Consider the following 23,209-nt stretch of genomic DNA (forward strand, 5'->3'; position numbering starts at 1 on the left):
AGTTTACCCATGTGAAAAATAATCAGCACCTCACTGTAGATGGGGAAAGCCGAGTGAAAGTGACCGCTGATAAATCCACCATAGTCGATGGCTCTTTCCATACCAAATCAGGTTCAAAGACTCTTAACGAAGCCGGAATGGAAACCCATTTCAAAGCCGGCAGCAATATCGTTCTTGAGGCAGGCTCTGAGATCACCGTTAAGGCAGGAGGCAGCTTTGTCAAAATCGACCCAGCAGGCGTGCACCTAGTTGGTCCAGCTATCAACCTCAACGCTGGCGGCAGCGCTGGCAGCGGCAGTGGGTTTGGCGGTGCGCTGCCTGAAAATGCACAAGAACTCGTTGTCGAAGAAAAGACACACAAAATCGAGTTTTTTCATCTAGATGGAAATATGGAACCAAAAGCTAACGCAAGCTATAAAGCCATCCTGAGCGATGGTACAGAAGTAACGGGCAAGCTTGATGGCGATGGCTATGCGCTCATTGAAGATGCACCAAATGGTGTTGCCAATGTTTTCTATCCTCCAGAAGAGCCTTTTGAAGATCTGACTCGCGAATCTGTTTCTGGTGTGCTGTCTCGAATTGACAAGTTGCTCGGGAGCTAATGAGTATGTGGGGAAATGACCTTTTAAGCTGGCTCTACGATAACCTTGAAGAAGCATACGATGCTGGCGAAGACTACGTCATCCAAAAAGCCAACCAAGTTGCTGACGCAGCGGTAGCCTCTGTCCAATGGATCTGGGAAGCGCTCCAAGGCGATTTTAACGAAAACATGACCACTGGTCAGATTGCTGCCAACGCCGTATTAGGTGTGATCCCAATTGTCGACCAAGTGCTCGATTGCCGAGATATCATCGCTAACTGCAAAAAGATCAACGAGAAGCCAAATGATACGTGGGCATGGGTAGCGCTTTGTCTAACCATAATAGGATTGATCCCCTCTCTTGGCTCTGTCGTTAAAGGTGTACTGAAAATAATCTTTTTGTTTTTGCGCAAAGCAGGAGGAGATGTTTTTGTATTAGTTGGTAGAGCAATGCGCCCTGTGTTTGCGTTCCTTGCTGACCCTAAAGTCCAAAAACTTCTTGGTGACAGAAATATCTATGACATTCTTCAGGAGGTCGTTAACAAGCTCAAAGAAGTGAAAGGTATGGTCAATGCCGATCTTTTACTCTCACTGTTTGACGAAGTCATTGATGCCATAAAAGGTACGGTAAGCAAAATCAGCCGTATAGCACCGAGCAGTGTCAAAATTTGGCTCCAAGAAGCGCTTACTATTGTGCTAAGCGTACGACAAAAAGCGGATGAGATGATTGCGAAAGCACTCACACCAGTTCAAAGTTTACTTGATGACGTAGCCAAAGCATTACAAGATCAAGTCGATCAAGGGCATAGAGCTTTCCCAGATACGCCGTCACCAAACCTACATCAACTCGATGATTCAGTAGTCGACATTAATCCAAGGATTTTGACGACGACCCAAAAAGGGCTTTACGGTGAAATCATAAGTGATCACTATATGATCAATAATGGTTATAGAAATATCTTACCTGAAGCAAGACAAGTACGATCTTTAGAAGATGTCCCCCGAGGACGAGGTATCGATGGGATATACCAAAACGCCAACCCTCCGCCTCCCTTTGTCATCACTGAAACTAAGTTTCGTCTAGATTCAGGGAAATACATAGATTCGGACGGTATAGCCAGAAGTTCTATTCTACCAAGAACTAGAGGGTCCGAAGGTTTCCCTGCTGCTAAACAAATGAGTGACGCGTGGATACATCCAAGATTGAGGAGAGAGATTGATGATATGGATGCTGTTGAAGATATCATGGAATCAGAATACGAACGTTGGCTTATGATTGTTGATGAATCTGGAGAGGTAGTGAATATTACAAGACTGAATGAAGACGCAACCAGCATTAGCAGGGTATTTTAATGGCTGACAATAGAGACCAATTTGAGTCAATTCGAAGAGATTCACTCTTAGAACAAACACATTACGAAAAACTACTGTCTTACTACTCAAAAGACAAAAGTAACCGCTACAAAAAAATACTCGATTCCAATAACAGTATGGCACTTAGGAAAAGGGTCAGTTGGTCACTTGCACTACACAAATTTGAGCAATGTATTCTAGAGTACTCTGCAGGTAAGGATATCAAACACTGCTCGGCTTTAATGAAAGACGCTCTGGATGAATTTAATCGCCATAAATCGACTTTTCCTCAGGTTAATTACCTTTACTGGGAACCTGACTCTTTTCGTTTCATACTATGGGCTATGTCATTTGCGGCACTATCCGGAAACTTAAATGACATGAGAAACATTGTCCGCTCTATTAGTAAGAACCCTCAAGATGAAGATGATCCTTTACTAAGTATCCTTCTTGCTCGCCTAGGATACATCGGCTTCCCACGCTTAGACTATTTGGCTTTTCCTAAATCTTATCAACACCTTTATGAGTCAGTTAAAGGTGACGGAGTAACCCCTTCTAAAGAGGAAAGACAAGAGTCATTAAAACAATACCTAAAAGGCTGGTACAACGGTTCCAAAGACTGCTATTGGTATAATTTGCATAAACTCGGAAGTACTCACTTTGGCTATTGGGCATTTGAAGCCGTGCTTGTTACTGTACTTTATGAACTGGATGATTCCAGTTATCGCCACTTACCTTTTTACCCAAAAGACCTTGTTGAGCACTCCCGTCAAACTGGTATTGCTGAAGCTCTAAAGCCAGATAATATTCCACAGCACCATATTGCTTTCCCAAATGATGAAAGCCCAGTGAGTTCGGAATGGGTATGTAACCTTTCTAGTGAGTCCACCTTCGTCAATCAGGGGGAGAAACTTCCTACTCAAGATGATGATGAAAATAAGATATTCTGGGTGAGTGTTTGAATGCCAAAAACAACATATAAAATACATGAGATTTGAAACCAAAGTGGTTAAGTTGCAGATTTTACTTGAACAACTTAGAAACAGTGCGATTAACCGCAATACACAGCAAGGTGTGAAAGTTTTTGACTGGGCGTTAGATTCACTTTCGAAAACAATTTCAGTAGATGAATTTAATAAAATTTTAGAGAAAGTTAAGAAAGCTCTTAGCGGTATAGAAGCTCATTGGAAATTTACTGTTAAGGAATCGGAGTTGGTTGATTCCATAAGAAATCTTTATCTCTTAGAACCTTGATGGCTTGCGCTACTAGACAAGCTTTTTTGCAAATTTAACGACAAAAACGGCAGCAAATTTTTGGGAGTACTTAGGTGATAAGATTAAAGAAACCTTTAAGTATATTGATTGGGATCAGTTCTGTGATTTGGTCGAGCCTGGGTATTACATCCACGGTTTACATTAACGACTCAGGCAAATTCAATGTTCAATTTGAAGCATTTGCAAAGGGCGAAAGCAGAGACCTAAAAATTGACGGACGTTCTCACCTTGCAACCAAAATGAGCGAAGAAGAAAAAGCTGAATTTGAAAAGTACCTCTATTGGAAAAGTGGCAGCCTAAGTAACTCTGAATGCGCTGTAAGTTCATCTACTTCTATGAGTAAAATTCTAGAAAAAATTACTGCTAAAGGCATAGAGCCTCGAGACATACTCAAAAGTGGCAGGTCTACATTAGAATTTATGGATGAACAAAATCAGGAAGCAATGTTTCCATTGCCTAAGTACAAAATTCGACAAGTGCTTTGCATGTCCGATGAAGAAATTAAACCCGCCAAAAGCAACGTATTTTTCTACAATCAGCTTTGGGGTGTAATGAAACTAAAGGCACTACGGTCTAGCGAGTAAAATCTTCAATCACGCAATCTAAAACGTATAAGAGGAATGTATGGGTAACGCAGTTGTTCTAGGAAATATTGGTACCGCTCACGACGGTTTCCCTCCCACGCCAGTCTGTGGTGCATCTCCCGATGTAAAAGCCGATGGTATTCCCATTGCGCGAGTTGGCGACCCATTAGTCCCTCACGCAAAGCCTAAACATCCCCCCCATGGTCGGAGTATTGCTGCGGGCTCTGGCACCGTATTTGTGAACGGCAAACCCGTTGCCCGTTCGGGTGATGCGGTGAGCTGTGGTGGCTCCGTAGTTGGCGGTGGAACCGTCACTATTGGGTAAAATCCATCTTCAACCTTACATCTCCGATTACCTAAGCTAAAATACTTAACAATTCCGCAGGTACTCCCTTATTTGCTTTTTTAGTTTTATCAACGGTTGGGGTTCAATCTGAAGACGTCAAAGGGGCTATTTTGATTGCAAGTGGATCAAATTGGTATAGGAATTTACCAAGAAGAAATAAGCTCGCCATAAAGTTCAGTCGCATCTGTAATATTGTCTACATAGCAATATTCATCCGTTTGATGCGCCATTTCTGGGCTGCCAGGTCCCAATATAATGGTGGGAAGATCGTTCAATTCTGGCTTAAGGATGGCGGCATCCGTGAAATAAGGCATAACCGTCGGTTTCAGCTTCTTTGGCTGCCTGATCTGGCAAATTTTAAAACAGTGAGTAATCCATTCATTGTTGAGATCCGAACACATAGGTGCTAAATCCATTACGGTTTCCAAGCTTCCATTAACACCAATTAATTGTTGAATCTTTTGGCTCACACATGAATGGCTTACGCCTTCGACGCTGCGAACATCAATATGAAAATCACAGTGATCTGGAACCGAGTTGATATTAATGCCTCCCTGAATGGTGCCAATGTTCAATGTCAAGCTTCCCATCAAGGGGTGGCGATTTCCAATCGATAAATGTTTCAACGAGAAAACGGCTTCTGCGGCGTCATAAATTGCGTTGTGACCTTCCTCGGGCATGGCACTGTGAGCAGTGACACCTTTAAAAGAAGCATTGAGCCATAACGCACCTTTATGCCCAACAACAGGGTAATTGTTTGTCGGCTCTCCGACGATTAGAGCACCTATTTCAGGGAAATCAAATTTATCCTGAACCATCGCCTTAACACCTTCACAGCCTGTTTCTTCACCGCCAGTCAGTATAAGAACAACACCGCTACCTTGTTTGATAGCAGCCTTGTGCTGGATGCTCGCCGATATGAACGCCGCAATGCCCGATTTCATGTCGCTAGAACCGCGGCCATACAATTTACCGTTCACCACTTCGGCACCAAATGGTTCCTTGCCCCAACTGGCGTTTCCTAGCGGCACTGTATCCATATGACCTGTAAACCCTAAAGCAGGTCCATTTTGCCGACCTGAGAGTTTCGCCACTAGATTGAATCTGTTCTCGCCAAATGTATGAGTGCGAACAGTAAAGCCCTCAAGAATAAGCAGTTTTTTAAGATACTCGGCACATTCAAATTCGTTTCCCGGTGGGTTGAGCGTTTGAAAACTCACCAATCTTTGTGTCAGCGATACTGCATCCATAGCCCCTCCCATTATTCACTGTGATTACTCTTTATGCGGGTAGTATTTTTACGAGGAATACACCCTTTTACCTACGCGACTCTTTAAGCTGATTGAGATGCGCCAGTCAACCAATCAAAGCAGTTCGTCCAAATTCGTTTGTAACCCGGCCACGCAATAAAAGGCTCTGGCACCCAATGTACCGCCATATCACTTGTCCAAACTAAGGCTCGCCCTTCACCAAACTCTTGGCAGGCTAGCAACGGGTGTTGAGATTCAGGCTCAATGGCGATAACCGTTGCCCCTTCTTTAGCGACGACTTGGTTGTAGCCGAGTAAATAAGGCCATTCTTCATTTTGAATCCCGTTTAATATGGGGTGTTCAGAAACCAACTCGGCAACAAATCCTTCAGGCACCTCTACCCTATCGTCTCGTTGTAAACAGGTGACTGGAAGCACGTCCTCCACCGGAGTCCCGTGGTATCGCGCCGACCCATTAATACCTTGGAAACTCAGGTAGCCACCAATCATCATCAGCGAACCGCCGCCTAATACGTATTCCTTAATCAACTTGAGACGGTTTGGTGTTCTGGCACTCTTTGCCCAAGTATCAGGGTGAAGCAGCAGAGTATTGGTGCCAATATCAGACAACACCACCACATCATAAATATTCAGCTCTTCCAGTTCCGTTGGAAACCCTTCCTGCGCTTCATGATTGGTCATGTAAGTGATCTGATAGTTGCTGTCTTCCAGTTGTTCGAGAAAATCGGTTGCTCCGGTTTTGAATGTTGCCGTAGCAAACAGATCAAAACCCTTAGTATGGCTTTCATTGGTCGTCCAAGATTCCCCGACCAGTAAAACATTTTTCTTCGTCATGGCTTTCTATCCTTGTTATTGACGGTCAGATACCTAGCCGTCACTTAATTTAGTTCTATTTGATGCTTGAGAATACGCGAGCAGGATTAGCGATTAGCAACGTTTCCAACTGTTCGCCAGTTATGCCCAGCCTTCGAAGCTGGGGGACAAAATGCTTTAGAATGTAACCGTAGCCATTGCCGCCATATTTCTTGAGCATAGATTTCAGGAACACGTCCTGAGACAAAAGAATTTGCTGCTCATAGCCCAATTCAATCAGTTTGTAGATGGCTTTGGCGTTGTCCTGATCACTAGGTGATTGAGCATCTTCATCGGCGTAGTAGTAATCCATGCCTATCATGTCGTACTCAATGAATGCCCCTCTATCCGCTAATTCATGTTGGTAGCTTTCGTCCTCGAAAGACGGATTCATATGGCACAAAACCACATGTTTGAGATCGGCGCCTTCAGACTCCAACACATCTAAAACTCGGTGCCCTAAACGCTCCCAGCCAGGAAGGTGCACTTCTATCGGAACTTGTGTTAATGCACTGGCTCTTGCTGCCGCACGAAGGCTTTTTTCTTCATTGGCTGTAAACCGGCTGGATACGCCAATTTCACCTATTAGCCCAGCGATCACTGGTGGCTTATCTGCGCTTCCTCCCAGGTCAAATACCAGCTTAGAGGTAAGATCTTCTACTGAACTTGAAGCCACATATTCAGGGTGCGAGGGCTCTAAGTAAAACCCCGTCCCCATAACAATGTTCAAACCTGTCCGGCGAGAAATTCTTTGCAGCGCAAGCGGGTCTCTGCCAATACCAATGTTGGTTGGGTCAACCACGGTTTCACCGCCAAGTTCGACATACAACATTAACTCTTCAATGGCTAATGCTTCGTCAAACAGTTGGCAATTGTCTTTATTGATCAGCGGGTTTTTCCGTAAATCACTCAACATATCAACACTTACGTCACGCTCAGCAAAGTGGCGGTCAGAGCAGCAACAAGGGGGAACCCATTTTCCTGAAGCATCCACCAAAATATGCTCGTGCATCAGTGTTACGCCCATCTGTTCCACCGGAATCGGTCCGAGTACTGTCATAACGTAGCCAGAATCCACACCGACAGGCAGTGGCGTTGGGTGGGTAAAGATCGTGCCTTTTTTCATACTTAATCTACCCCTTTGAGCTGGATGAAGGATTGAAGATTCGGGTGTTCAGCCAGATGGCGATTAGGATAATTACCCCTGTGACGATCTGAGTGTAGAAAGGCGACACGTGCGCCAGAATCAACCCGTTATTGATAACCCCAACCGTTAACGCGCCAAGTACCGTTCCCACGATGGTTCCTCTACCACCAAAGAGGTTGGTGCTCCCAATGACCACCGCGGCAATTACCTCCAATTCAAACCCAACACCTTGGTTGGATGACCCACTTCCGAGCCTCGCCGTGATGATCACGCCTGCCAACGCTGCCGCCATACCACTTAATACATACACGCTGGCAGTAATGGATTTGGTATTAACTCCAGCACGCCGAACCCCTTCGGCATTGGAGCCAATCCCTGTTACATACCGACCATACCTCATGTTATTCAGCATAATGTAAGCACAGCCAACCACAGCAAAGGCGATGATCCCCGGCAATGGCACATCAAACAACCATGCTCGTCCAATATGGGCGAAAGGGGAATCGTCGGGAATAGGGATAGAATATCCCTGAGTAATCAGAAGGCCTATCCCTCGAATAATTGTGAGTGCTGCTAACGTAACGATAAAAGCTGGAATGCCTTCATAGGCAATAAAGTAGCCATTGATAGCACCAATTAACGCCCCTAACACCAACGCCGCTACAACCACAATAGCCCAATGCATTTCCCAATGGCTGAGCGCCACCGCAGACAACGCCCCCGTCAGAGCCAAAGTTGATCCCACCGAAAGGTCAATCCCCCCCGTTGTAATCACTAAAGTCATGATGGACGCCACAATCAAAAGGGGCGCATTTTGCCTCAGTACATTCAATAGGTTACCCGACGTCATAAAATGATCAGTACTTAAAGAAAACACTACAACGCACAAGAAAAAGAATGCAGCAATACTCACTACACCCGCATGTTCCAGTATCAGTCTTCGAAAAAACGAGTGATTCAGTTCCCTTGAATTATCCGACATTGAAAGGCTCTCCATTATGCGCCCCCTAGATTGGGTTGCTCGCTGCTTGAAGGGGAAATCCCTTGTGCCGATTGAGCGGTAAATTTTTGACCCACGATTAAATCCACTACATCAGAAAGATCCGTCTCATTGATGTGTTTTTCCGCTATGTTCCGTCCTTCTCCCATCACCATAATCCGGTCGCAGACGAGGAAAAGATCCTGCAACCTGTGGGTAATCAGAATGACACTCACACCTAACTGACTGACTTTCTTAATTAACTCCAGCACAGCTTCGACTTCAGCAACGGCAAGGGCCGCTGTGGGTTCATCCATAATCAAAACTTTTGGGTTAAACGCCACAGCGCGGGCAATCGCAATGGCTTGCCGCTGTCCGCCGGATAAGTGCTGCACCTGAGTTCGGGTATTGGGGATTTTCACCCCTAACCCCTTCAACATTTCGGAAGCTTCTTGGTGCATTACCGCTTTATCCATCAGCTTCAGCCCTAAAACTGATTTCGTTGGTTCCCTTCCCATAAACAAGTTTCCGGCAACGTCCACGGTGTCGCACAATGAAAGATCTTGATAGACCATTTCGATGTGCTCTGCTCTGGCATCTGCCGGAGAGTTAAACACCACAGCTTTGCCTTCTAGAGAGATAGTGCCGCTGGTGGGAGAAACCGCTCCAGACAGAATTTTAGTCAGTGTCGATTTCCCTGCGCCGTTATCCCCTACTAAACCGAGTACCTCACCTGCTTTTAATGTTAAATCGACATTTCTCAATGACTGAATCGCCCCGTAGGTTTTACTGATTCCCGTCATCTTGATCCGATCCAGATGCACATCCATATTCATCGTGCGATCTCCTATACTGCTTGCTGACTTCCGTTACTTATTCCGACTGCCATTACTCGTGCTCATTAGCTTGCTTTAGCGTTGAATGCGCTACTTGAGCACATAGCTACTTGAACTCTTAGCTACTTGAACATAAAACGAAAATCATCAACGTTGGCTTGAGTCACAATAGTGACAGGCACATCAATCTGCTTGGCCACAGTTTTACCTTTCACTAGATCAACCGCCGCGTTCACACCCGCTTCACCCATACCGAAAGTATTTTGCTGAATGACGCCCACAACCCAGCCTTCATCAATACCTTTGACTGCTTGTGCCGTAAGATCCCAACCAAACACACGCATTCGATCTTTCGCGTTTTGAGAAACCGTTGCGGCCAATGCCCCAATGAGTGCAGGTTCGCCCGTGGCATACACCAAATTCATCCCTGGGTTCGCAATCAATAAGTTTTCTGCTGCCGTTTGGGCTACATCTTGAACGTTGCGGCCGTCTACCGTATCGATCACTTTTCCGTTAGATAACCCATTTTTAAATCCATCTAAGCGTACATTCTGAATGTAAGAATTTAGGGCTCCAACTACGCCTACACTTGGGTTTTTTAAACTTTTCTCACTGATGTACTGAGTCATAAACTCGCCAATTTGTTTACCTGCGAGTAAATTATCTACACCAACTTGCACGTCGTTAACGCCTTCTACTATCCCATCGATAGTCACAACAGGGATGCCCGCTTCTTTAGCCGCAACAATCGCAGGTCGAATACCATTCACGTCGATCGGTAATACTAAAATGGCATCTACTTTGTCTTGAATGTAGGCATCCACTGCATCGTTTTGAGCAGAAGGTTTGTCGTTGGCGTTGTAAATCAAAAGCTCGACCCCGGCTTTATCTGCTGCTCGTTGTGCTCCCTCATTGATTTGGTTGAAAAATAAAGCTTGTTGGTTGATTTGCACCAAAGCAAATCTCAACTTTTCCTTAGCGACTGCTGGTTGAAAAGACATAGCCACAATCAAGCTGACTGCTCCAGTATACGAAGTAAGTAATTTCCATGTTTTCCTAAACATTTTCCCGTCCTTTTATGAAGTCCACTTTCATTTTGTAAACCGGTTTACTTGATCAATTATTAACCAGTGCAATTATTCAAGTCAACAATAATGGTTATTTTTTAGCCATAACGAAGTAAGGGAATTTTGTCGTTTTTCAACAAATCAATTGAATTTGTTCAAAAAAAGAAGCAATAAGGAAAGATTGAGAAAATGGGAAATATGACGTCGCGCTCACAGAAGCAAGCCAATCAATCGGCACTGTTTAACGGCTTTATTGAGTCGCGTACTACCAATTCGACCGGTATACGACGCAGTTTTGTCAGTGGTGATGGCTCTTCCGATGGACTCTGCTTTAAGATCCCCAGTAAAGCTTCAACACCTAAACGCCCTATGACTTGGGCCGACTGCCTAACAGAGCTGAGAGAGGGCGTTAGCAAACCTGCAAAATTAACATCGTCAAAGCCAATAATAGAGATGTCTTGAGGAACCTGAATGTCGTATTTTTTCAGGCTTTCGATCACCCCGATCGCAATGTAGTCACTACCACAGAAAATCGCGCTTGGTCGTTTTTCCAGAGCCGCGATCCAATCCGCGACTTGATTCCCGTATGAACGAGAGTATTCACCAAAGAATATACGCGATGAATGACAGGTCAATCCCGCTTCTTTCATCGCCGACTCATAACCTTCGAATCGCTCTTGCACACTCATGAGCGTTTCAGGACCTCCAACATAAGCGATATCCGAGTGACCCAATTGAATTAGGTGTTGGGTAGCAATGTAGCCACCTTTCACGTTGTCGGAAAAAATCTTTATTACGCCTGTTTTGGGTACATCCTCATCCAGTAGAACGACGTTGGTTCGTTCGCCAATTAAGCGGCTCAAGCTTCCGTCATCCGGTCGGTTAGTGATGAATAGCAAGCCATCAATGTTTCGCGTATCCAGCCAACCAATGTATAACCCTTCGCGATCGGGATCGCTTCGCGTAATACAGATATTGAGCTCATAACCATGAAGTGACGCGGTCGCTTCTGCAGAATCCGCTAATTCGGAAAAGAAAGGGTTGGATAAATCTGGAACGGCAAGGCCGATCGTTTCGCTCACCCCAATGCTAAGACGTCTTGCTAATCGGCTAGGCTTGTAATTGAGTTCTTTGACTGCTTCATTCACTCTTTCCGCCGTTTCCTTTGGGAGGTTTAGGCTTCCATTTAGATAGCGAGAAACTGCAGATTTGGATAGGTTTGCTTTTCGAGCAACATCCGAGATGGTTGCAGACGATGTTTTAGCCACTATAGTCCCCTTTCCTTGGGCAAGTTCGCAGAATTTCTAAGGTCTGTTGACCCTAATAAAATTGTACGTCGAAAGCGTATTCTTCGATAGCAATTTTAAACACTCCATCTCAATCACGCTGTTCATTAGACAAGGATTCACTTTTTGCCATTATCTAATCAACGGGAAACTCCCGTAAGCGTGCATAAATCTTCACTATTGTGAACGAATATTCAAATCATTTTCTTAATCGAATTCAATACGTTAACTATCGGTAATTTCAGATAAAAGTCACCCTAACTTGTCCGATCACTGTGTTGTTTCAGCCAGCCATTTGATACTCAGTGCATAACATTTATTAAGTGCTATTTATTTTCGAAATCAGTTTGTTGGGCAAAAAATAGACGACTACCATGCTTTATGCCCAATGAGGCATATACCCAAACCTTCGAATGTTTGGGACAACATAAAATGAAAAGGATAAAGCATGAAATCACAGATGAAACTCAGCATGCTGGCAGTGGCCACCAGCCTTATGCTGCCTATGACAGCAAGCGCTTCTGACATTACACCCAGAATTGTAGACGGCATCGATGCCAACCCCGCAGACTGGCCATTCTACGCTCAGATCGTTCCTTCCTACAGCGAACGTTCTTTTTGTGGCGGTAGCTACCTTGGAGAGGGCTTTGTACTCACCGCTGCCCATTGCTTACGAAACAAACACACCGCTTTTTTTGACGTGAAGCTGGGTGGCTATAAGTTTGAAAATAAAGAAGGCACGCGCTTTGAGGTAAAACGCGTATTTATGCATCCAGAATATGAAGCAGCGTATGGCTTAAACGACATCGCCGTAATTGAGCTGAAAAGCGTACCGACTGGATTTAGTGGTGTGAATTTGGGGCAAACCAACTTGAACCAATATGTTCGAGTGGGCGACTTGCTGACCGTTGCTGGGCTAGGTCGCACAGTAGAAAAAGGCCCGTCGCCAAAAGTATTGCAGGAAGTGGATGTGCCTTTAGTCTCAACAGAAACCTGTAACGCCGCAGGTGGCGCTTATCAAAATGGTTATATCGGAAAATCGGCATTTTGTGCAGGCTACCTTGAAGGTGGGAAAGACTCTTGCTCTGGTGACAGCGGTGGTCCAATCGTTGTTAACCAAGGCGGACAAGTCAGCCAACTTGGTGTAGTGAGCTGGGGAGTCGGTTGTGCTCGTCCGGGCAAATATGGTGTATACAGCGATGTGCCGCATTACCACGATTGGATCAAAGGGGTCATCGCCCATCCAGACGACCAAGTCGCCTTCACTTACAAGAAATCGATTCAGGTTGAAGGGTTCGAGCTTGGGCAAACCAAAAAGCACTTCTTTACTATTCGTAATACTGGCACGGCAGACATCAATATTACGTCAGCAAACTTAACAGGATTGGGGGTTGCAGAAACACCAGCGATGACAATCGATAAATGCACAACCGCGCCACTGCTTGCGGGCAGAGCGTGCTCCATACAAGCAACATTTGGCGCTACCGCAGCAGGTACCGCAGAAGTGAAGCTGGACTTCACCATCGATAGAACAGGCACAACGGTTCACACCGCTGCAATAAAAGCGACAGTTACAGACTCCTCCAACCCAACAAACCCAGGAAATGGCTGTGCGGAAGCTTGGCAAAACGGAAAAGCTTACCAATCTGGCGATTTAGTGAGCTGGAACGGCAGAATCTGGAAAGCGAGATACTGGAACCAAACAGAACCGGCAGACACTGGAAAGTTTGGCACTTGGCTTGATCAAGGTGCAGATACTTGCACTGGGGCGTAGTCGTCTAAAATTCGCGTTGGCTAGCCTGTGTTTAGTCAACGTGAAGAATGTGTTGACCAACCTGAAGAATATGTTAGCCAACGTGAAGATTACGTAGCCAACTTAATTGACAGGTACAGCACATTCTGCGATGCTGCATTTATGAACACAATCGCGCAAGCTGGTATCCAACGAATTATAATCATCATTTCAATCGAAATGGTGGGATAGCTTACGCAGCTAAGAATCTAAAAAAACCCACCTAAGAGGTGGGTTTTTTACTTAACCTCTTAGGAAAACCCATTAGAGGTAAGTATGTCGACACAACCTAGCCAAGCCGCTTCATCACCCCAAGCAGCTTTGTCATCCCAAGAAAAAGCTTCATCGACCCAATCAACTTCGTCAACGAAGTTTTCTTTCGTACAAGCTGAACACGATGTATTGAGTTTTTGGCAGCAAAACCAAGTCTTCGAAAAGTCACTTGAGCAATCCAAAGGCAAGCCTGAGTTTATCTTCTATGATGGTCCTCCGTTTGCAACGGGTCTGCCTCATCATGGCCACCTTGTTGCCTCAACCATCAAAGACATCGTTCCTCGTTACCAAACCATGCTAGGTCATCACGTGGAACGTCGATTCGGGTGGGATTGCCACGGATTACCCATCGAACACGAAATCGATAAAGCTTTGGGCATGTCTGCAAAAGAGACAGTAGAAAAATTTGGCATCACCAAATACAACGATGAATGTCGCGGCATCGTGCAGCGTTATACCCAAGAGTGGGAAAAAACCATTTCTCGTTTGGGTCGTTGGGTCGATTTCAAAAATGACTATCGCACCATGGAACCATGGTACATGGAATCCGTTTGGTGGGTCTTCAAGCAGCTTTGGGACAAAGGTTTGGTTTACCAAGGCGAGAAAGTGGTCGCTTACTCTACCGAACTGGAAACGGTTCTTTCTAACTTTGAAGCTTCTTCCAACTACAAAGACGTTCAAGATCCGGCAGCAACCGTTCTATTCAAACTCGACGATGAAGATGCTTACCTCGCCGCATGGACAACCACGCCATGGACTTTACCCTCTAACTTAGCGCTCTGTGTTAACCCAGATATTGACTACGTAAAAGTGCAGGACAAAGCCGCGGATAAAACCCTCTGGCTCGCCGAAGCCAGAATGGAAGTGGTTCTGAAAAACAACGAATTCGAAGTACTAGCCAAAGCAAAAGGCAGCGAGCTAACAGGCAAAACCTACCAGCCACTTTTCCCATACTTCTCCGCTCACAGTGAGAAAGGCGCATTCCAAGTGCTTGCGGATGGTTATGTTTCCCTAGATAGCGGTACAGGCATTGTTCACATGGCCCCCGCCTTTGGTGAAGACGACCAACGCGTATGTCGTGAACACGGCGTAGAAGTCAGCGTTTGCCCACTAGACACACGTGGTCGCTTCACGGAAGAAGTCGATGATTTTGCCAGCACCTATGTGAAAGATGCCGACAAACCTATCCTTCATGCCCTTAAAGACAAAGGGTTGCTGTATCGCCAAGAAACGCTGATGCACAGCTACCCATTCTGCCCGCGTTCCGATACACCAATCATCTACCGTACCGTGCCTTCTTGGTATGTAAGAGTGACCGAAATTCGCGACAATCTGGTCAAGAACAACCAGCAAATCAAATGGGTTCCAGAACATATCCAGCAAGGAAGAATGGGCAAATGGTTGGAAAATGCGATCGATTGGGCGATTTCCCGAAATCGTTACTGGGGAACGCCGCTTCCAATCTGGATCAACGATAAAACAGGTAACCACGTGTGCATCGGTTCGATTGAGGAACTGACGAAACTGACGGGTAAAGAAGTGTCTGATTTACACCGCGACCACGTGGACGATCTCACCTTTTGTTTGCCAAACGAAGAAGGGGTTTACCACCGCATTCCTGAAGTGTTCGACTGCTGGTTTGAGTCTGGCTCCATGCCTTACGCTCAAGCTCACTACCCGTTCGAAAACAAAGAGAAATTTGAATCCAACTTCCCTGCTTCTTTCATTGCTGAAGGGGTCGATCAAACTCGCGGTTGGTTCTACACCCTGCAAGTGCTCAGCGAAGCCCTATTTAACAAGCCTGCGTTCAGCAACGTGATTGTTAACGGCATCGTGATGGCGGAAGACGGCAAAAAGATGTCCAAGCGTTTGAAGAACTACACCGCGCCAGACATCCTAATGGAAGAATACGGTGCCGATGCCTTGCGCTTGTACCTGATCAATTCCGGTTTGGTAAAAGCAGAAGAGCAAAGGTTCGCAGACAGCGGCGTTCAAGAAATGGTGCGACAAGTGCTGCTTCCTTGGTACAACGGGTTCAAATTCTTTAAGACTTACGCCGATATCGACAATTGGAAAGCTTCGGGCAAACTGGACACCGATAACATCTTGGACCAATGGATCGTGTCTCGATTAGAAAGCTTGAAGCAGAAAGTAAACACAGAAATGCAGGCGTACCGTTTGTATGAAGTAGTGCCACCTTTGTTTGAATTCTTGGACGACTTAACCAACTGGTACATTCGCTTAAACCGCGCACGTTTTTGGCAATCTGAAATGAACCAAGATAAAGACAGCGCGTACGCTACGCTTTATTACTGCTTGAATACCTTCTCGACGCTGATGGCACCATTTGCGCCTTTCTTGTCGGAGCATGTATACCAAGAGCTCAAAGGCTATTCGAAAGAAGATAATCAGCCACTTTCAGTGCATTTGTGCGATTACCCGCAACCATACACCGAAGCGAAAAAGCTGGAACTGGAAAACAGTGTCGAACGCTTCAAGCACCTCGTCGTCATGGGACGTCAGAAGCGTAACGAAATGAAAGTCAAAACCAAAACGCCTCTTAGCCGCGCAACGGTACTTCACCGTGATCCTGAAGAGTTGCGTGATGTAGAACGATTGGCCGGTTACATCAAGTCGGAGCTGAACATCAAAACCCTCGATTTCAGCACTGAAGAAAATCAGTTTATCGAATTGTACGCCAAGGCGAACTTCCCTGTATTGGGTAAACGACTTGGCAAGCAAATGAAGCACTTCGCCAGCTTAATTGATCAGTTAACGGCAGATGACATTGATCGCTTACAGCAGCAAGGGCAAATCGACATTGATGGTCAGAGCTTCACCGAGGAAGAGATCGTCATTTACCGTAAAGCCAAAGAAGGATTTAACGCGGTATCCAATCGATTCATCTCCATGGAAATCGACCCGAATCTCACCGATGAACTGATCGCTGAGGGTATGGTAAGAGAAGTGATCAGCCGGATTCAGAAAACCCGTAAAACCATGGGACTAGAAGTAACGGATACTATCTCTATTTCTATTAGCACTTCGCCAGACGTTCAGAAATGGATTGAAAAGCACCAAGACTACTTGCAAGAAGAAACGCTAGCTAATCAGTTGGATTTCTCGTTAGCCGAAGATGCTGGTGAAAGCCACGCTCTGGAAATGGGTGACGTTCGTATCGACGTTCGTAAATAAACCCTCTCTATACTCAAACCACCTCAAGGTGCAGGATTCAGAGCTCTATCTTCTGTTTCAGTTCAAGGATAAGAACGCAGTGGAATGACGAGTCCTTTCCAAGTTCTTTGACGATGAAAGGGGACAGAAGATAAGCTCCCAAGGGCGAGTTTGCTTGGTTTTCATGCCGCGTTACCGATTCTAGATTTAGAACCACTAGATCTTCAAATCGGTGCCTTGCCTGAAAACCAAGCAATTCTCGCTGAACCTAGCACCTTGAGGTGGTTTGAGTATACACACCTACATAAAAAGGTTGGCTAACCGAGTTTAGCCAACCTTTTCTTTTTCCTACCATTCAATGCCCGCTCGCAGCATTAACAATCCTTAACAAAATCTCAAACTTCCATTGACCTTACTTCTGGCACATTAAATGGACGAAACAAAATGAGCACGACAAATTATTTCACTAAATGACTCATATGGCTGTTTGTATCATCATTTTATTTAATTCTTATTCCTAGGCCGCATTTTAGAAACCTTAGATAAGATGTGGGATAAGTTTAATATAAATTGAATAAGGCTTTAATTTCATTCCCAAACTGTTTGAAGCTGTGGTGGCAGTCGTTGCAGCTTCAAACAGGGCGGGTTTTATAGGGATTTTACTATGCGTTTCTCTTTGCCTTTGACTCGTTTGAGTTACACCATTGCCGCTACACTCGCTATCACCATACCTTTCACTTCTGTCGCTCAGGATGCCATCACTCAGGATACCGTCTCTTCAAATAAGCACTTAGGCTTGTTTTCATCCAACTTTGGAGGGCTTCCGCACGTTAAGTTTTATCAACATGGTGACCAAGACTATATCTTGACAGCATGGGGACATGAAGCCATTACCGTTGATGCAGAAGGACACTTCCACTCACTGGAATCGGGTACGGGAACTCAAGGCAAATTTGGTTCCGACATAAACGGAAATTACGTCAACGCGATCATCACTTATTGGGGAACCGACCACACATTTGCCAGAGCGGAAGATGCCAACGGCGACGATTTGGTTCACAAGATCTACCAATCGAGCTGGTTCAACAGCATGGAAACACAATCCAAATGTAATGAAGATTGGTTGGTGAGAAATGAGGACGCTAAATACGATAAAGACAAGCTCAATCAACTGCTTAATAAATTCAAAAACAACGAAAATCTCTATCAAAAAGCCAGCAGTTTTTTGGTGATGAAAGATGGTCGGTTAATTGTTGAAGAATACATGAATGGCTGGAAGCAATCTTATCCTCACTCGATTCAGTCTGTCACCAAAAGCCTAACATCACTTATGACTGGGGTGGCCATATACGAGAACAAACTTTCTGGTATCCGGCAGCCACTCGGCGAGCTGCTACCTAACCACTCTCAGTATCTGCAAGGTGAAAAGAGCAAAATCACCTTAGAGCACTTGCTCATGATGGGGGCAGGTTTGGACTGGGATGAATGGACCGTTCCTTATTCCAACCCTGAAAATATCCGCTATCAAGAAATGCAAAGCCATACACCAATTAAGTTCACTTTAGATCGCCCATTGAAATCCGAACCGGGCACCCAGTTCAACTACAATGGCGGCATTGTCACCGTCGCAGGGGAAATCATTGCCAACAGCTATAAAACAGAGCGATTCGCAGGCGCAGTAACCGATTCTGGTCTATCTAAGCTTTGTTTTAAAAATGCGTATATCTCAGCGCAAATGGGTGACGTAAGCAATACCGCTGGCGGTGGAATGTTACGCCCTAGAGACATGCTCAAACTGGGCATGCTGGTGAATAACGACGGGAAATGGCAAGGTGAACCCATTCTAACAAAAGAATGGATTGAAGATTCGACCCGTAGCTACTTATACACCAGCCCAGGAGCCAGTACTTATGGCTATTACTGGTGGCTTGATGATCACTTTGTTGATGGTCGAGTCTATAAAACCATTTACGGTTTGGGCTATGGCGGGCAAATGATCGCTATTGTGAAAGACTTGGATTTGGTTGTGGTTAAAACCGCGACAAACTACGCCAATCGAAATGACGCTATGTACCTAATGAAAAACGATATTATCCCAATATTCAATTAATGAGATGGTCGAAACATAGATTAGCAGCCATATCTTAGTCTTCTCAAAATCTTAGTCATCTCAAAACCTTAATCATCCCAAAAACTTAATCATCTCAAAATCTTAAGGAGCTTAGCTGACCACTAAGCTCCTTTTGTATTCCGTTTTGAGAACACTAATCATAGGTCATAGATCATAGACGGAGCCATAGGCAGAAGTTATAGACAAACCGAGACGATATCTTTCGCCAGTTGCTGAGCTTGCTGCTCATCCAGCTTAACCGTTGTAATTCGTAACCCTTTCGATTGGCTATCGATATCATACAAACTTCCCGGTCTGACTAACCAACCCAGTTTAGACAGTTCATAGGCACAAGCCTGACTATCACCTTTCACTGGCACCCAAACATTCACTCCTTCAATATCCTCTCGAATGGATAATCCATGTTTTGCCAATGCTTGGATCAACCATAATCGGCTCTGACGACACTTCTCGCTCGTATCAACAAGTTGCTTTTGAACCGACTTAGATTGTAATGCGGTGAGAACCATAGATTGTAAAATGCGACTTACCCATGTCATACCCGGAATTAAACGACTTTGTAGTCGCTTTGTCGTCACCAAATCTGCGGCTACAAATGCCAGCCGAAGATCTGGACCTAACCCTTTAGAAACTGAGCGGTACACAGCCCAATACTGTGCATTATCTGGGATCAGATTCTGGTATTCGCAGGTAGAAAGTAGCGCGTAGTGGTCATCCACCAACACCAGCACATTGGGGTAACGAGTAAGGACATCACGAATTTCTTGGGCGCGTTGTTCGCTGTAGCAACACCCCGTCGGGTTTTGCGCTCTAGGCGTGAAGAGCACCGCTCGCGCTCCTTTTTTTAGCTGGGCTTCGAGTTCATCCGGCAACATTCCATCGCCGTCCATATTGGCTCCAACGGCAACCATACTCGCAAGTTGAATAGCATTAGCTGATCCGAGATAACACGGGTCTTCTACAGCAATTTTGTCACCGGGAAGTAAATGGGTAGCCAACAAACGCTCCAATGAGTCGACGGCTCCACCTGTTATCGAGAACCCCATTTCTTCAGGGCAGTCCGCTTTAAAACACCCTCTGCCATATGCTTCCATTTCCGGCAAAATAGGGGATTCACCATAAACAAACTGCTTAAAATTACTTTGTTGCGCAACTTGGTTTAGATCGGGGAGCCACTCTCGTTTTAAGTTTCCATCCGCCAGATCCACCAATTGAGTTTCGGTTACCCCGTCATGCTGACCGGCTGCTTGCCGAGCTTTTACCCGAGTTCCCAACCGGCCTTTGGTTTCCGCCAAGCCCGCTTTCACCAAGCGTTGATAAACACCAGCAACCGTATTTCTATTCACGCCCACTTCTTGAGCCAGCTCCCGTACTGGGGGCAAAGCACAGCCCTCTTCAAGCTCTCCAGAAGCAATGAGCGATCGAACCGACTCAAAAATTTCTTGGCCAGTTTGTCCTTTTATCTTGATTTCCATCTTTGTCCTATGACAATATACTAATCGAACTATGACAATAAATGTTTAGCACTAGGACAATGATAACACTGTGGTCTTCCCTTTGCAGGCTTGCGTGCACTCTATACGTACTGAGTCAAACATTTAGAACCTCCTCTACCATTAACGCCTAAAGGAATACGCGATATGTTTACCGGATTAAGTGCCTTCCCAATCACCCCTTTTAATGATGACCGAGTGGATCACGCTGCCTACGCCAAGCTCATTAACCGCTTGGTCGACGCTCAAATTGATTCTATCTGTGCGCTCGGTTCGACCGGTTTATATCCTTATTTAAATACTGAGGAGAAAGAACAGGCAATCCGGATTGCTGTGGAACATGCTGGTCATATACCGGTACTTGCGGGCATTGGTTCACTAAGGCTAAGAGATGTACTCGCCAATGCCGAGCAAGCCGAAAGGCTGGGTGTTGAAGGGCTTTTGCTTGCACCCCTTTCTTATCAGCGATTAACCCAAGAAGAAGTGTATGAATTGTACCGACAGGTTGCCGAACAAGTGTCTGTGCCGATTTGCGTTTATGATAATCCAGCCGCAACCCACTTCACTTTCACAGACGAACTTCACGCTGAAATCGCAAAGTTGAAAATGATCAAATCGATCAAGTTCCCTGGTATGCCATTTGAAGAAAATGGACAGCAACGCATCCAGCAACTCAAAGCTATTCTGCCTTCAGATGTCACGATTGGCGTCAGCGGCGATGCCTTTGCGCCTTCCGGCATCCAATCTGGCTGTGATATCTGGTATTCCGTGCTGGCGGGTCTTTTCCCTCGTACCGCCCAGCATATCTTCTATCGAGCTCAACAATGTAATTCCACGCAAGCCACAGAGCTTTCACAAAAATTCGATCCTTTGTGGGATCTGTTCTCACAAAACCTTGGGGGAATGCGAGTCATGGCAACAGCCGCCGAAATATTAGGGTATGCCGAAGCCCCGTGTTTACCTGCTCCACTCACTGGGCTTAACCCCGAGTCGCAAGCACACCTTCACAAGCTTATTTCAGAATTAGAACTGATCTAACGCTCAAGAAAGAAGAAAAGAGAGTAGGAGCAAAAGTATGGACGGTATAAGCAAAAAACACCCTGAGCTTAATAGCACTTCTGCTCTGCTTACTCTTTTCGCCATTCTTGCCAGTTTTGCGCGAACAGCGACAGGTGCAGCGACTGTCGGCATTTTGGTTTTGGCTGCCGAAAATGGTATTAACGGCCAACAGATAGGCATACTTGCTGCGTGCCTTACGGCTCCGCATTTGCTGGGACCCATTTGGGGACGCTTTCTGGATACAGTGACCGATTCGCGTAAGTTAATCGCATTCGCCGCTTGCTGTTACAGTGCGTTTTTACTGTTGGCTGCCCTACTTTTCCCCACACTTCCTTACTCCGCTCTAGTGGCTATTTTAGTTGTATGCGGAGGTTCTGCTCCCTTTTTGATGGGTGGCATTAGCGGGCAACTCAACCACCTTTTCAAAGCCAACCAGCAATTAAGACGAAAAGCCCAAGGATGGGATGTCGCTTGCTACGCCATAGGCACAACAATTGGACCCATGCTGGTGGCGTTTCTTACAAAAAACTTCAATGCTCAGGTAGCTGTAGCGACAATCGCAGTGCTGCCTTTGATCACTGCCTTTTTGGTGATGAAGCTACCCAAGCATGAGAACAAAGCCAGCAACAAACAAGCTGTGCCATCCGTCGCAGTGGTCGCAAAGCAGATTCTTCGAAACGGCGCGTTAAGCCGCACACTTTATCTCACCATGGCCACTTCTTTTTCTTTGGCAGCATTGCCAATTTGCGCCATATTTTTAGTGTCGGACTGGCAGCAAGACGCAGCCAGTGCCGCGACACTAGTGAGTGGTTATGGAATTGGGAACTTGCTTGGTTCGATATTTTTAATCCGATGGCCAAATCAAAAAGAAGCCGATCCGAGTATGACGATCTCCTCTCTGGGTGTCGCCGCAGGGATCTTATTCATCGTGACTGCCACGTCCTACTCATTTGGGCTAGGGGCTTTTCTGGTTTGTGGCATTGCCAATGCTTTTTTCTTTGCTGCAACTTTAACGGCAAGAACGGAATATGCCCCTCCACAAAGTACTTCTCAGGTCTTTATGTGGATCGCCGCCATGAAAATTGGGGCAGTCTCGGTTGGTAGCTATCTCGCTGGCGTCTTGGCAGAGCAGTCTCCTCAAACAACGTTATGGGTCAGTTTGATCGTCATACTTGGGTTCGCTGCCATGAGCCAACTTCACCGATACTATGGCAAGAACTAGAGCCTGTTGAGTAAGCGACCTTGCAGTAATTGAAACAACTTACCTACAGCGACAATGATCAACGCCCCACTCAGCACAGGGAAGATCAAAAACCACCAGCTTTGCCCAGATAACATAATGAATATGGGGTTCGCCCCAGCAGGTGGGTGGGTTGTTTTGGTTAGCAGCATCATGGACACGCCTAGCCCTGTCGCTATCGCCAACGTTAATGGCGTTACCCCGATCCATTGCGTAAAAATCACCCCAATTAAAGCGGTAATCAAATGGCCAAATACAACATTCTTAGGTTGCGCTAACGGGCTATTGGGTAAGCCAAAAACTAGGACGGTTGTCGCCCCAAAAGGTGCCATGATCAGCGCGACTTCGGTTATGGATGCTTCTAAATGCGTTAAAACGCCAATCGCTAACGCTGCTCCCACTCCTGCAATACAAGAAACTAAATGGTTGTTCATATTATCTCACTAAAAACAAAAAAGTAGACAGAGTTGTC

19 protein-coding genes and 1 pseudogene are annotated in these 23,209 nt (G+C 45.6%); 11 read left to right on the plus strand and 9 right to left on the minus strand.

Going from position 1 to position 23,209, the window contains the following annotated elements; genetic code table 11:
• From VPNCDNU1_RS28970 to VPNCDNU1_RS15355, 6 genes and pseudogenes are all read left to right on the plus strand, one after another.
• Positions 1 to 602 (plus strand): annotated as a pseudogene (locus tag VPNCDNU1_RS28970) (type VI secretion system tip protein VgrG); the annotation flags it as partial.
• Positions 602 to 1,933, plus strand: a complete 1,332-nt coding sequence (locus VPNCDNU1_RS15335; protein ID WP_237324147.1) for a hypothetical protein — start codon at positions 602 to 604, stop codon at positions 1,931 to 1,933. The pseudogene VPNCDNU1_RS28970 and the gene VPNCDNU1_RS15335, both read left to right, overlap by 1 nt.
• A complete protein-coding gene (locus VPNCDNU1_RS15340; protein ID WP_104401130.1) occupies positions 1,933 to 2,895 on the plus strand; it encodes a PoNe immunity protein domain-containing protein in 963 nt (320 codons plus the stop codon). The genes VPNCDNU1_RS15335 and VPNCDNU1_RS15340 overlap by 1 nt, the downstream gene beginning before the upstream one ends.
• Positions 2,896 to 2,920: 25 nt before the next feature.
• On the plus strand, positions 2,921 to 3,187 hold the full coding sequence (locus VPNCDNU1_RS15345; RefSeq protein WP_145959461.1) for a hypothetical protein: 267 nt from the start codon (positions 2,921 to 2,923) through the stop codon (positions 3,185 to 3,187).
• Positions 3,188 to 3,261: 74 nt separating this feature from the next.
• On the plus strand, positions 3,262 to 3,792 hold the full coding sequence (locus VPNCDNU1_RS15350; RefSeq protein ID WP_104401132.1) for a hypothetical protein: 531 nt from the start codon (positions 3,262 to 3,264) through the stop codon (positions 3,790 to 3,792).
• A gap of 40 nt (positions 3,793 to 3,832) precedes the next feature.
• Positions 3,833 to 4,117: a type VI secretion system PAAR protein gene (locus VPNCDNU1_RS15355; protein WP_104401133.1), complete on the plus strand. Its 285-nt coding sequence runs from the start codon at positions 3,833 to 3,835 to the stop codon at positions 4,115 to 4,117.
• Positions 4,118 to 4,281: 164 nt separating this feature from the next.
• On the opposite strand, the gene VPNCDNU1_RS15360 is transcribed toward VPNCDNU1_RS15355, so the two are convergent.
• The 7 genes from VPNCDNU1_RS15360 to VPNCDNU1_RS15390 all read right to left on the minus strand — a co-directional run bounded on the left by VPNCDNU1_RS15360 (position 4,282) and on the right by VPNCDNU1_RS15390 (position 11,557).
• Positions 4,282 to 5,388: a M20 family metallopeptidase gene (locus VPNCDNU1_RS15360; protein WP_104401134.1), complete on the minus strand. Its 1,107-nt coding sequence runs from the start codon at positions 5,386 to 5,388 to the stop codon at positions 4,282 to 4,284.
• Between the two features lie 83 nt (positions 5,389 to 5,471).
• Entirely contained in the window at positions 5,472 to 6,242 is a 771-nt protein-coding gene (locus VPNCDNU1_RS15365; RefSeq protein ID WP_104401135.1) for a glutamine amidotransferase, read from the minus strand.
• 55 nt (positions 6,243 to 6,297) lie between these two features.
• A complete protein-coding gene (locus VPNCDNU1_RS15370; protein ID WP_104401136.1) occupies positions 6,298 to 7,386 on the minus strand; it encodes a phosphotriesterase family protein in 1,089 nt (362 codons plus the stop codon).
• A gap of 7 nt (positions 7,387 to 7,393) precedes the next feature.
• Positions 7,394 to 8,389, minus strand: coding sequence for an ABC transporter permease (locus tag VPNCDNU1_RS15375; protein WP_237324148.1), 996 nt, complete (start codon positions 8,387 to 8,389; stop codon positions 7,394 to 7,396).
• Positions 8,390 to 8,403: 14 nt separating this feature from the next.
• Positions 8,404 to 9,222 carry an ATP-binding cassette domain-containing protein gene (locus VPNCDNU1_RS15380; RefSeq protein WP_201797130.1) on the minus strand — a complete coding sequence of 273 codons (819 nt, stop codon included), beginning with the start codon at positions 9,220 to 9,222 and terminating at the stop codon, positions 8,404 to 8,406.
• A 122-nt stretch (positions 9,223 to 9,344) separates the two neighbouring features.
• The gene (locus tag VPNCDNU1_RS15385; protein ID WP_167404807.1) at positions 9,345 to 10,286 is read right to left on the minus strand and encodes a substrate-binding domain-containing protein; all 942 of its coding nucleotides are present in this window, start codon (positions 10,284 to 10,286) and stop codon (positions 9,345 to 9,347) included.
• Positions 10,287 to 10,516: 230 nt separating this feature from the next.
• Positions 10,517 to 11,557 (minus strand): LacI family DNA-binding transcriptional regulator, encoded by a 1,041-nt coding sequence (locus tag VPNCDNU1_RS15390; protein ID WP_104401138.1) that lies wholly within the window; start codon positions 11,555 to 11,557, stop codon positions 10,517 to 10,519.
• A 466-nt stretch (positions 11,558 to 12,023) separates the two neighbouring features.
• Between VPNCDNU1_RS15390 and VPNCDNU1_RS15395 the strand changes: the two genes are divergently transcribed.
• From VPNCDNU1_RS15395 to VPNCDNU1_RS15410, 3 genes are all read left to right on the plus strand, one after another.
• On the plus strand, positions 12,024 to 13,349 hold the full coding sequence (locus VPNCDNU1_RS15395) for a trypsin-like serine protease (RefSeq protein WP_104401139.1): 1,326 nt from the start codon (positions 12,024 to 12,026) through the stop codon (positions 13,347 to 13,349).
• A 294-nt stretch (positions 13,350 to 13,643) separates the two neighbouring features.
• Positions 13,644 to 16,835: an isoleucine--tRNA ligase gene (gene ileS, locus VPNCDNU1_RS15405; RefSeq protein WP_104401141.1), complete on the plus strand. Its 3,192-nt coding sequence runs from the start codon at positions 13,644 to 13,646 to the stop codon at positions 16,833 to 16,835.
• Positions 16,836 to 17,478: 643 nt separating this feature from the next.
• Positions 17,479 to 18,924 carry a serine hydrolase domain-containing protein gene (locus VPNCDNU1_RS15410; RefSeq protein ID WP_104401142.1) on the plus strand — a complete coding sequence of 482 codons (1,446 nt, stop codon included), beginning with the start codon at positions 17,479 to 17,481 and terminating at the stop codon, positions 18,922 to 18,924.
• 197 nt (positions 18,925 to 19,121) lie between these two features.
• Here the strand turns inward: VPNCDNU1_RS15410 and VPNCDNU1_RS15415 are convergent, their stop codons facing one another.
• Entirely contained in the window at positions 19,122 to 20,420 is a 1,299-nt protein-coding gene (locus VPNCDNU1_RS15415; protein WP_104401143.1) for an aminotransferase class I/II-fold pyridoxal phosphate-dependent enzyme, read from the minus strand.
• A 165-nt stretch (positions 20,421 to 20,585) separates the two neighbouring features.
• On the opposite strand from VPNCDNU1_RS15415, the gene VPNCDNU1_RS15420 reads away from it, so the two are divergent.
• Both VPNCDNU1_RS15420 and VPNCDNU1_RS15425 read left to right on the plus strand, forming a co-directional pair.
• Positions 20,586 to 21,476: a dihydrodipicolinate synthase family protein gene (locus VPNCDNU1_RS15420; protein ID WP_104401144.1), complete on the plus strand. Its 891-nt coding sequence runs from the start codon at positions 20,586 to 20,588 to the stop codon at positions 21,474 to 21,476.
• Positions 21,477 to 21,513: 37 nt separating this feature from the next.
• Positions 21,514 to 22,719, plus strand: coding sequence for an MFS transporter (locus tag VPNCDNU1_RS15425; RefSeq protein WP_104401145.1), 1,206 nt, complete (start codon positions 21,514 to 21,516; stop codon positions 22,717 to 22,719).
• Here VPNCDNU1_RS15425 and VPNCDNU1_RS15430 read toward each other — a convergent pair.
• Positions 22,716 to 23,171, minus strand: a complete 456-nt coding sequence (locus VPNCDNU1_RS15430; protein WP_104401146.1) for an HPP family protein — start codon at positions 23,169 to 23,171, stop codon at positions 22,716 to 22,718. The genes VPNCDNU1_RS15425 and VPNCDNU1_RS15430 overlap by 4 nt on opposite strands.
• Positions 23,172 to 23,209 lie beyond the last annotated feature (38 nt).

This window comes from Vibrio penaeicida, from assembly GCF_002933855.1.
In the GTDB taxonomy this organism is placed as follows: Bacteria; Pseudomonadota; Gammaproteobacteria; order Enterobacterales; family Vibrionaceae; genus Vibrio; species Vibrio penaeicida_A.

Bases quoted from the DNA above. Each gene is read 5' to 3' on its own strand.
- VPNCDNU1_RS15355 (WP_104401133.1), top strand. From the start codon at position 3,833: ATGGGTAACGCAGTTGTTCTAGGAAATATTGGTACCGCTCACGACGGT.
- VPNCDNU1_RS15410 (WP_104401142.1), top strand. From the start codon at position 17,479: ATGCGTTTCTCTTTGCCTTTGACTCGTTTGAGTTACACCATTGCCGCT.
- VPNCDNU1_RS15380 (WP_201797130.1), bottom strand. From the start codon at position 9,222: ATGAATATGGATGTGCATCTGGATCGGATCAAGATGACGGGAATCAGT.
- VPNCDNU1_RS15420 (WP_104401144.1), top strand. From the start codon at position 20,586: ATGTTTACCGGATTAAGTGCCTTCCCAATCACCCCTTTTAATGATGAC.
- VPNCDNU1_RS15430 (WP_104401146.1), bottom strand. From the start codon at position 23,171: ATGAACAACCATTTAGTTTCTTGTATTGCAGGAGTGGGAGCAGCGTTA.
- VPNCDNU1_RS15365 (WP_104401135.1), bottom strand. From the start codon at position 6,242: ATGACGAAGAAAAATGTTTTACTGGTCGGGGAATCTTGGACGACCAAT.
- VPNCDNU1_RS15425 (WP_104401145.1), top strand. From the start codon at position 21,514: ATGGACGGTATAAGCAAAAAACACCCTGAGCTTAATAGCACTTCTGCT.
- VPNCDNU1_RS15340 (WP_104401130.1), top strand. From the start codon at position 1,933: ATGGCTGACAATAGAGACCAATTTGAGTCAATTCGAAGAGATTCACTC.
- VPNCDNU1_RS15345 (WP_145959461.1), top strand. From the start codon at position 2,921: ATGAGATTTGAAACCAAAGTGGTTAAGTTGCAGATTTTACTTGAACAA.
- VPNCDNU1_RS15415 (WP_104401143.1), bottom strand. From the start codon at position 20,420: ATGGAAATCAAGATAAAAGGACAAACTGGCCAAGAAATTTTTGAGTCG.
- VPNCDNU1_RS15335 (WP_237324147.1), top strand. From the start codon at position 602: ATGAGTATGTGGGGAAATGACCTTTTAAGCTGGCTCTACGATAACCTT.
- VPNCDNU1_RS15370 (WP_104401136.1), bottom strand. From the start codon at position 7,386: ATGAAAAAAGGCACGATCTTTACCCACCCAACGCCACTGCCTGTCGGT.
- VPNCDNU1_RS15375 (WP_237324148.1), bottom strand. From the start codon at position 8,389: ATGTCGGATAATTCAAGGGAACTGAATCACTCGTTTTTTCGAAGACTG.
- ileS (WP_104401141.1), top strand. From the start codon at position 13,644: ATGTCGACACAACCTAGCCAAGCCGCTTCATCACCCCAAGCAGCTTTG.
- VPNCDNU1_RS15385 (WP_167404807.1), bottom strand. From the start codon at position 10,286: ATGTTTAGGAAAACATGGAAATTACTTACTTCGTATACTGGAGCAGTC.
- VPNCDNU1_RS15395 (WP_104401139.1), top strand. From the start codon at position 12,024: ATGAAATCACAGATGAAACTCAGCATGCTGGCAGTGGCCACCAGCCTT.
- VPNCDNU1_RS15360 (WP_104401134.1), bottom strand. From the start codon at position 5,388: ATGGATGCAGTATCGCTGACACAAAGATTGGTGAGTTTTCAAACGCTC.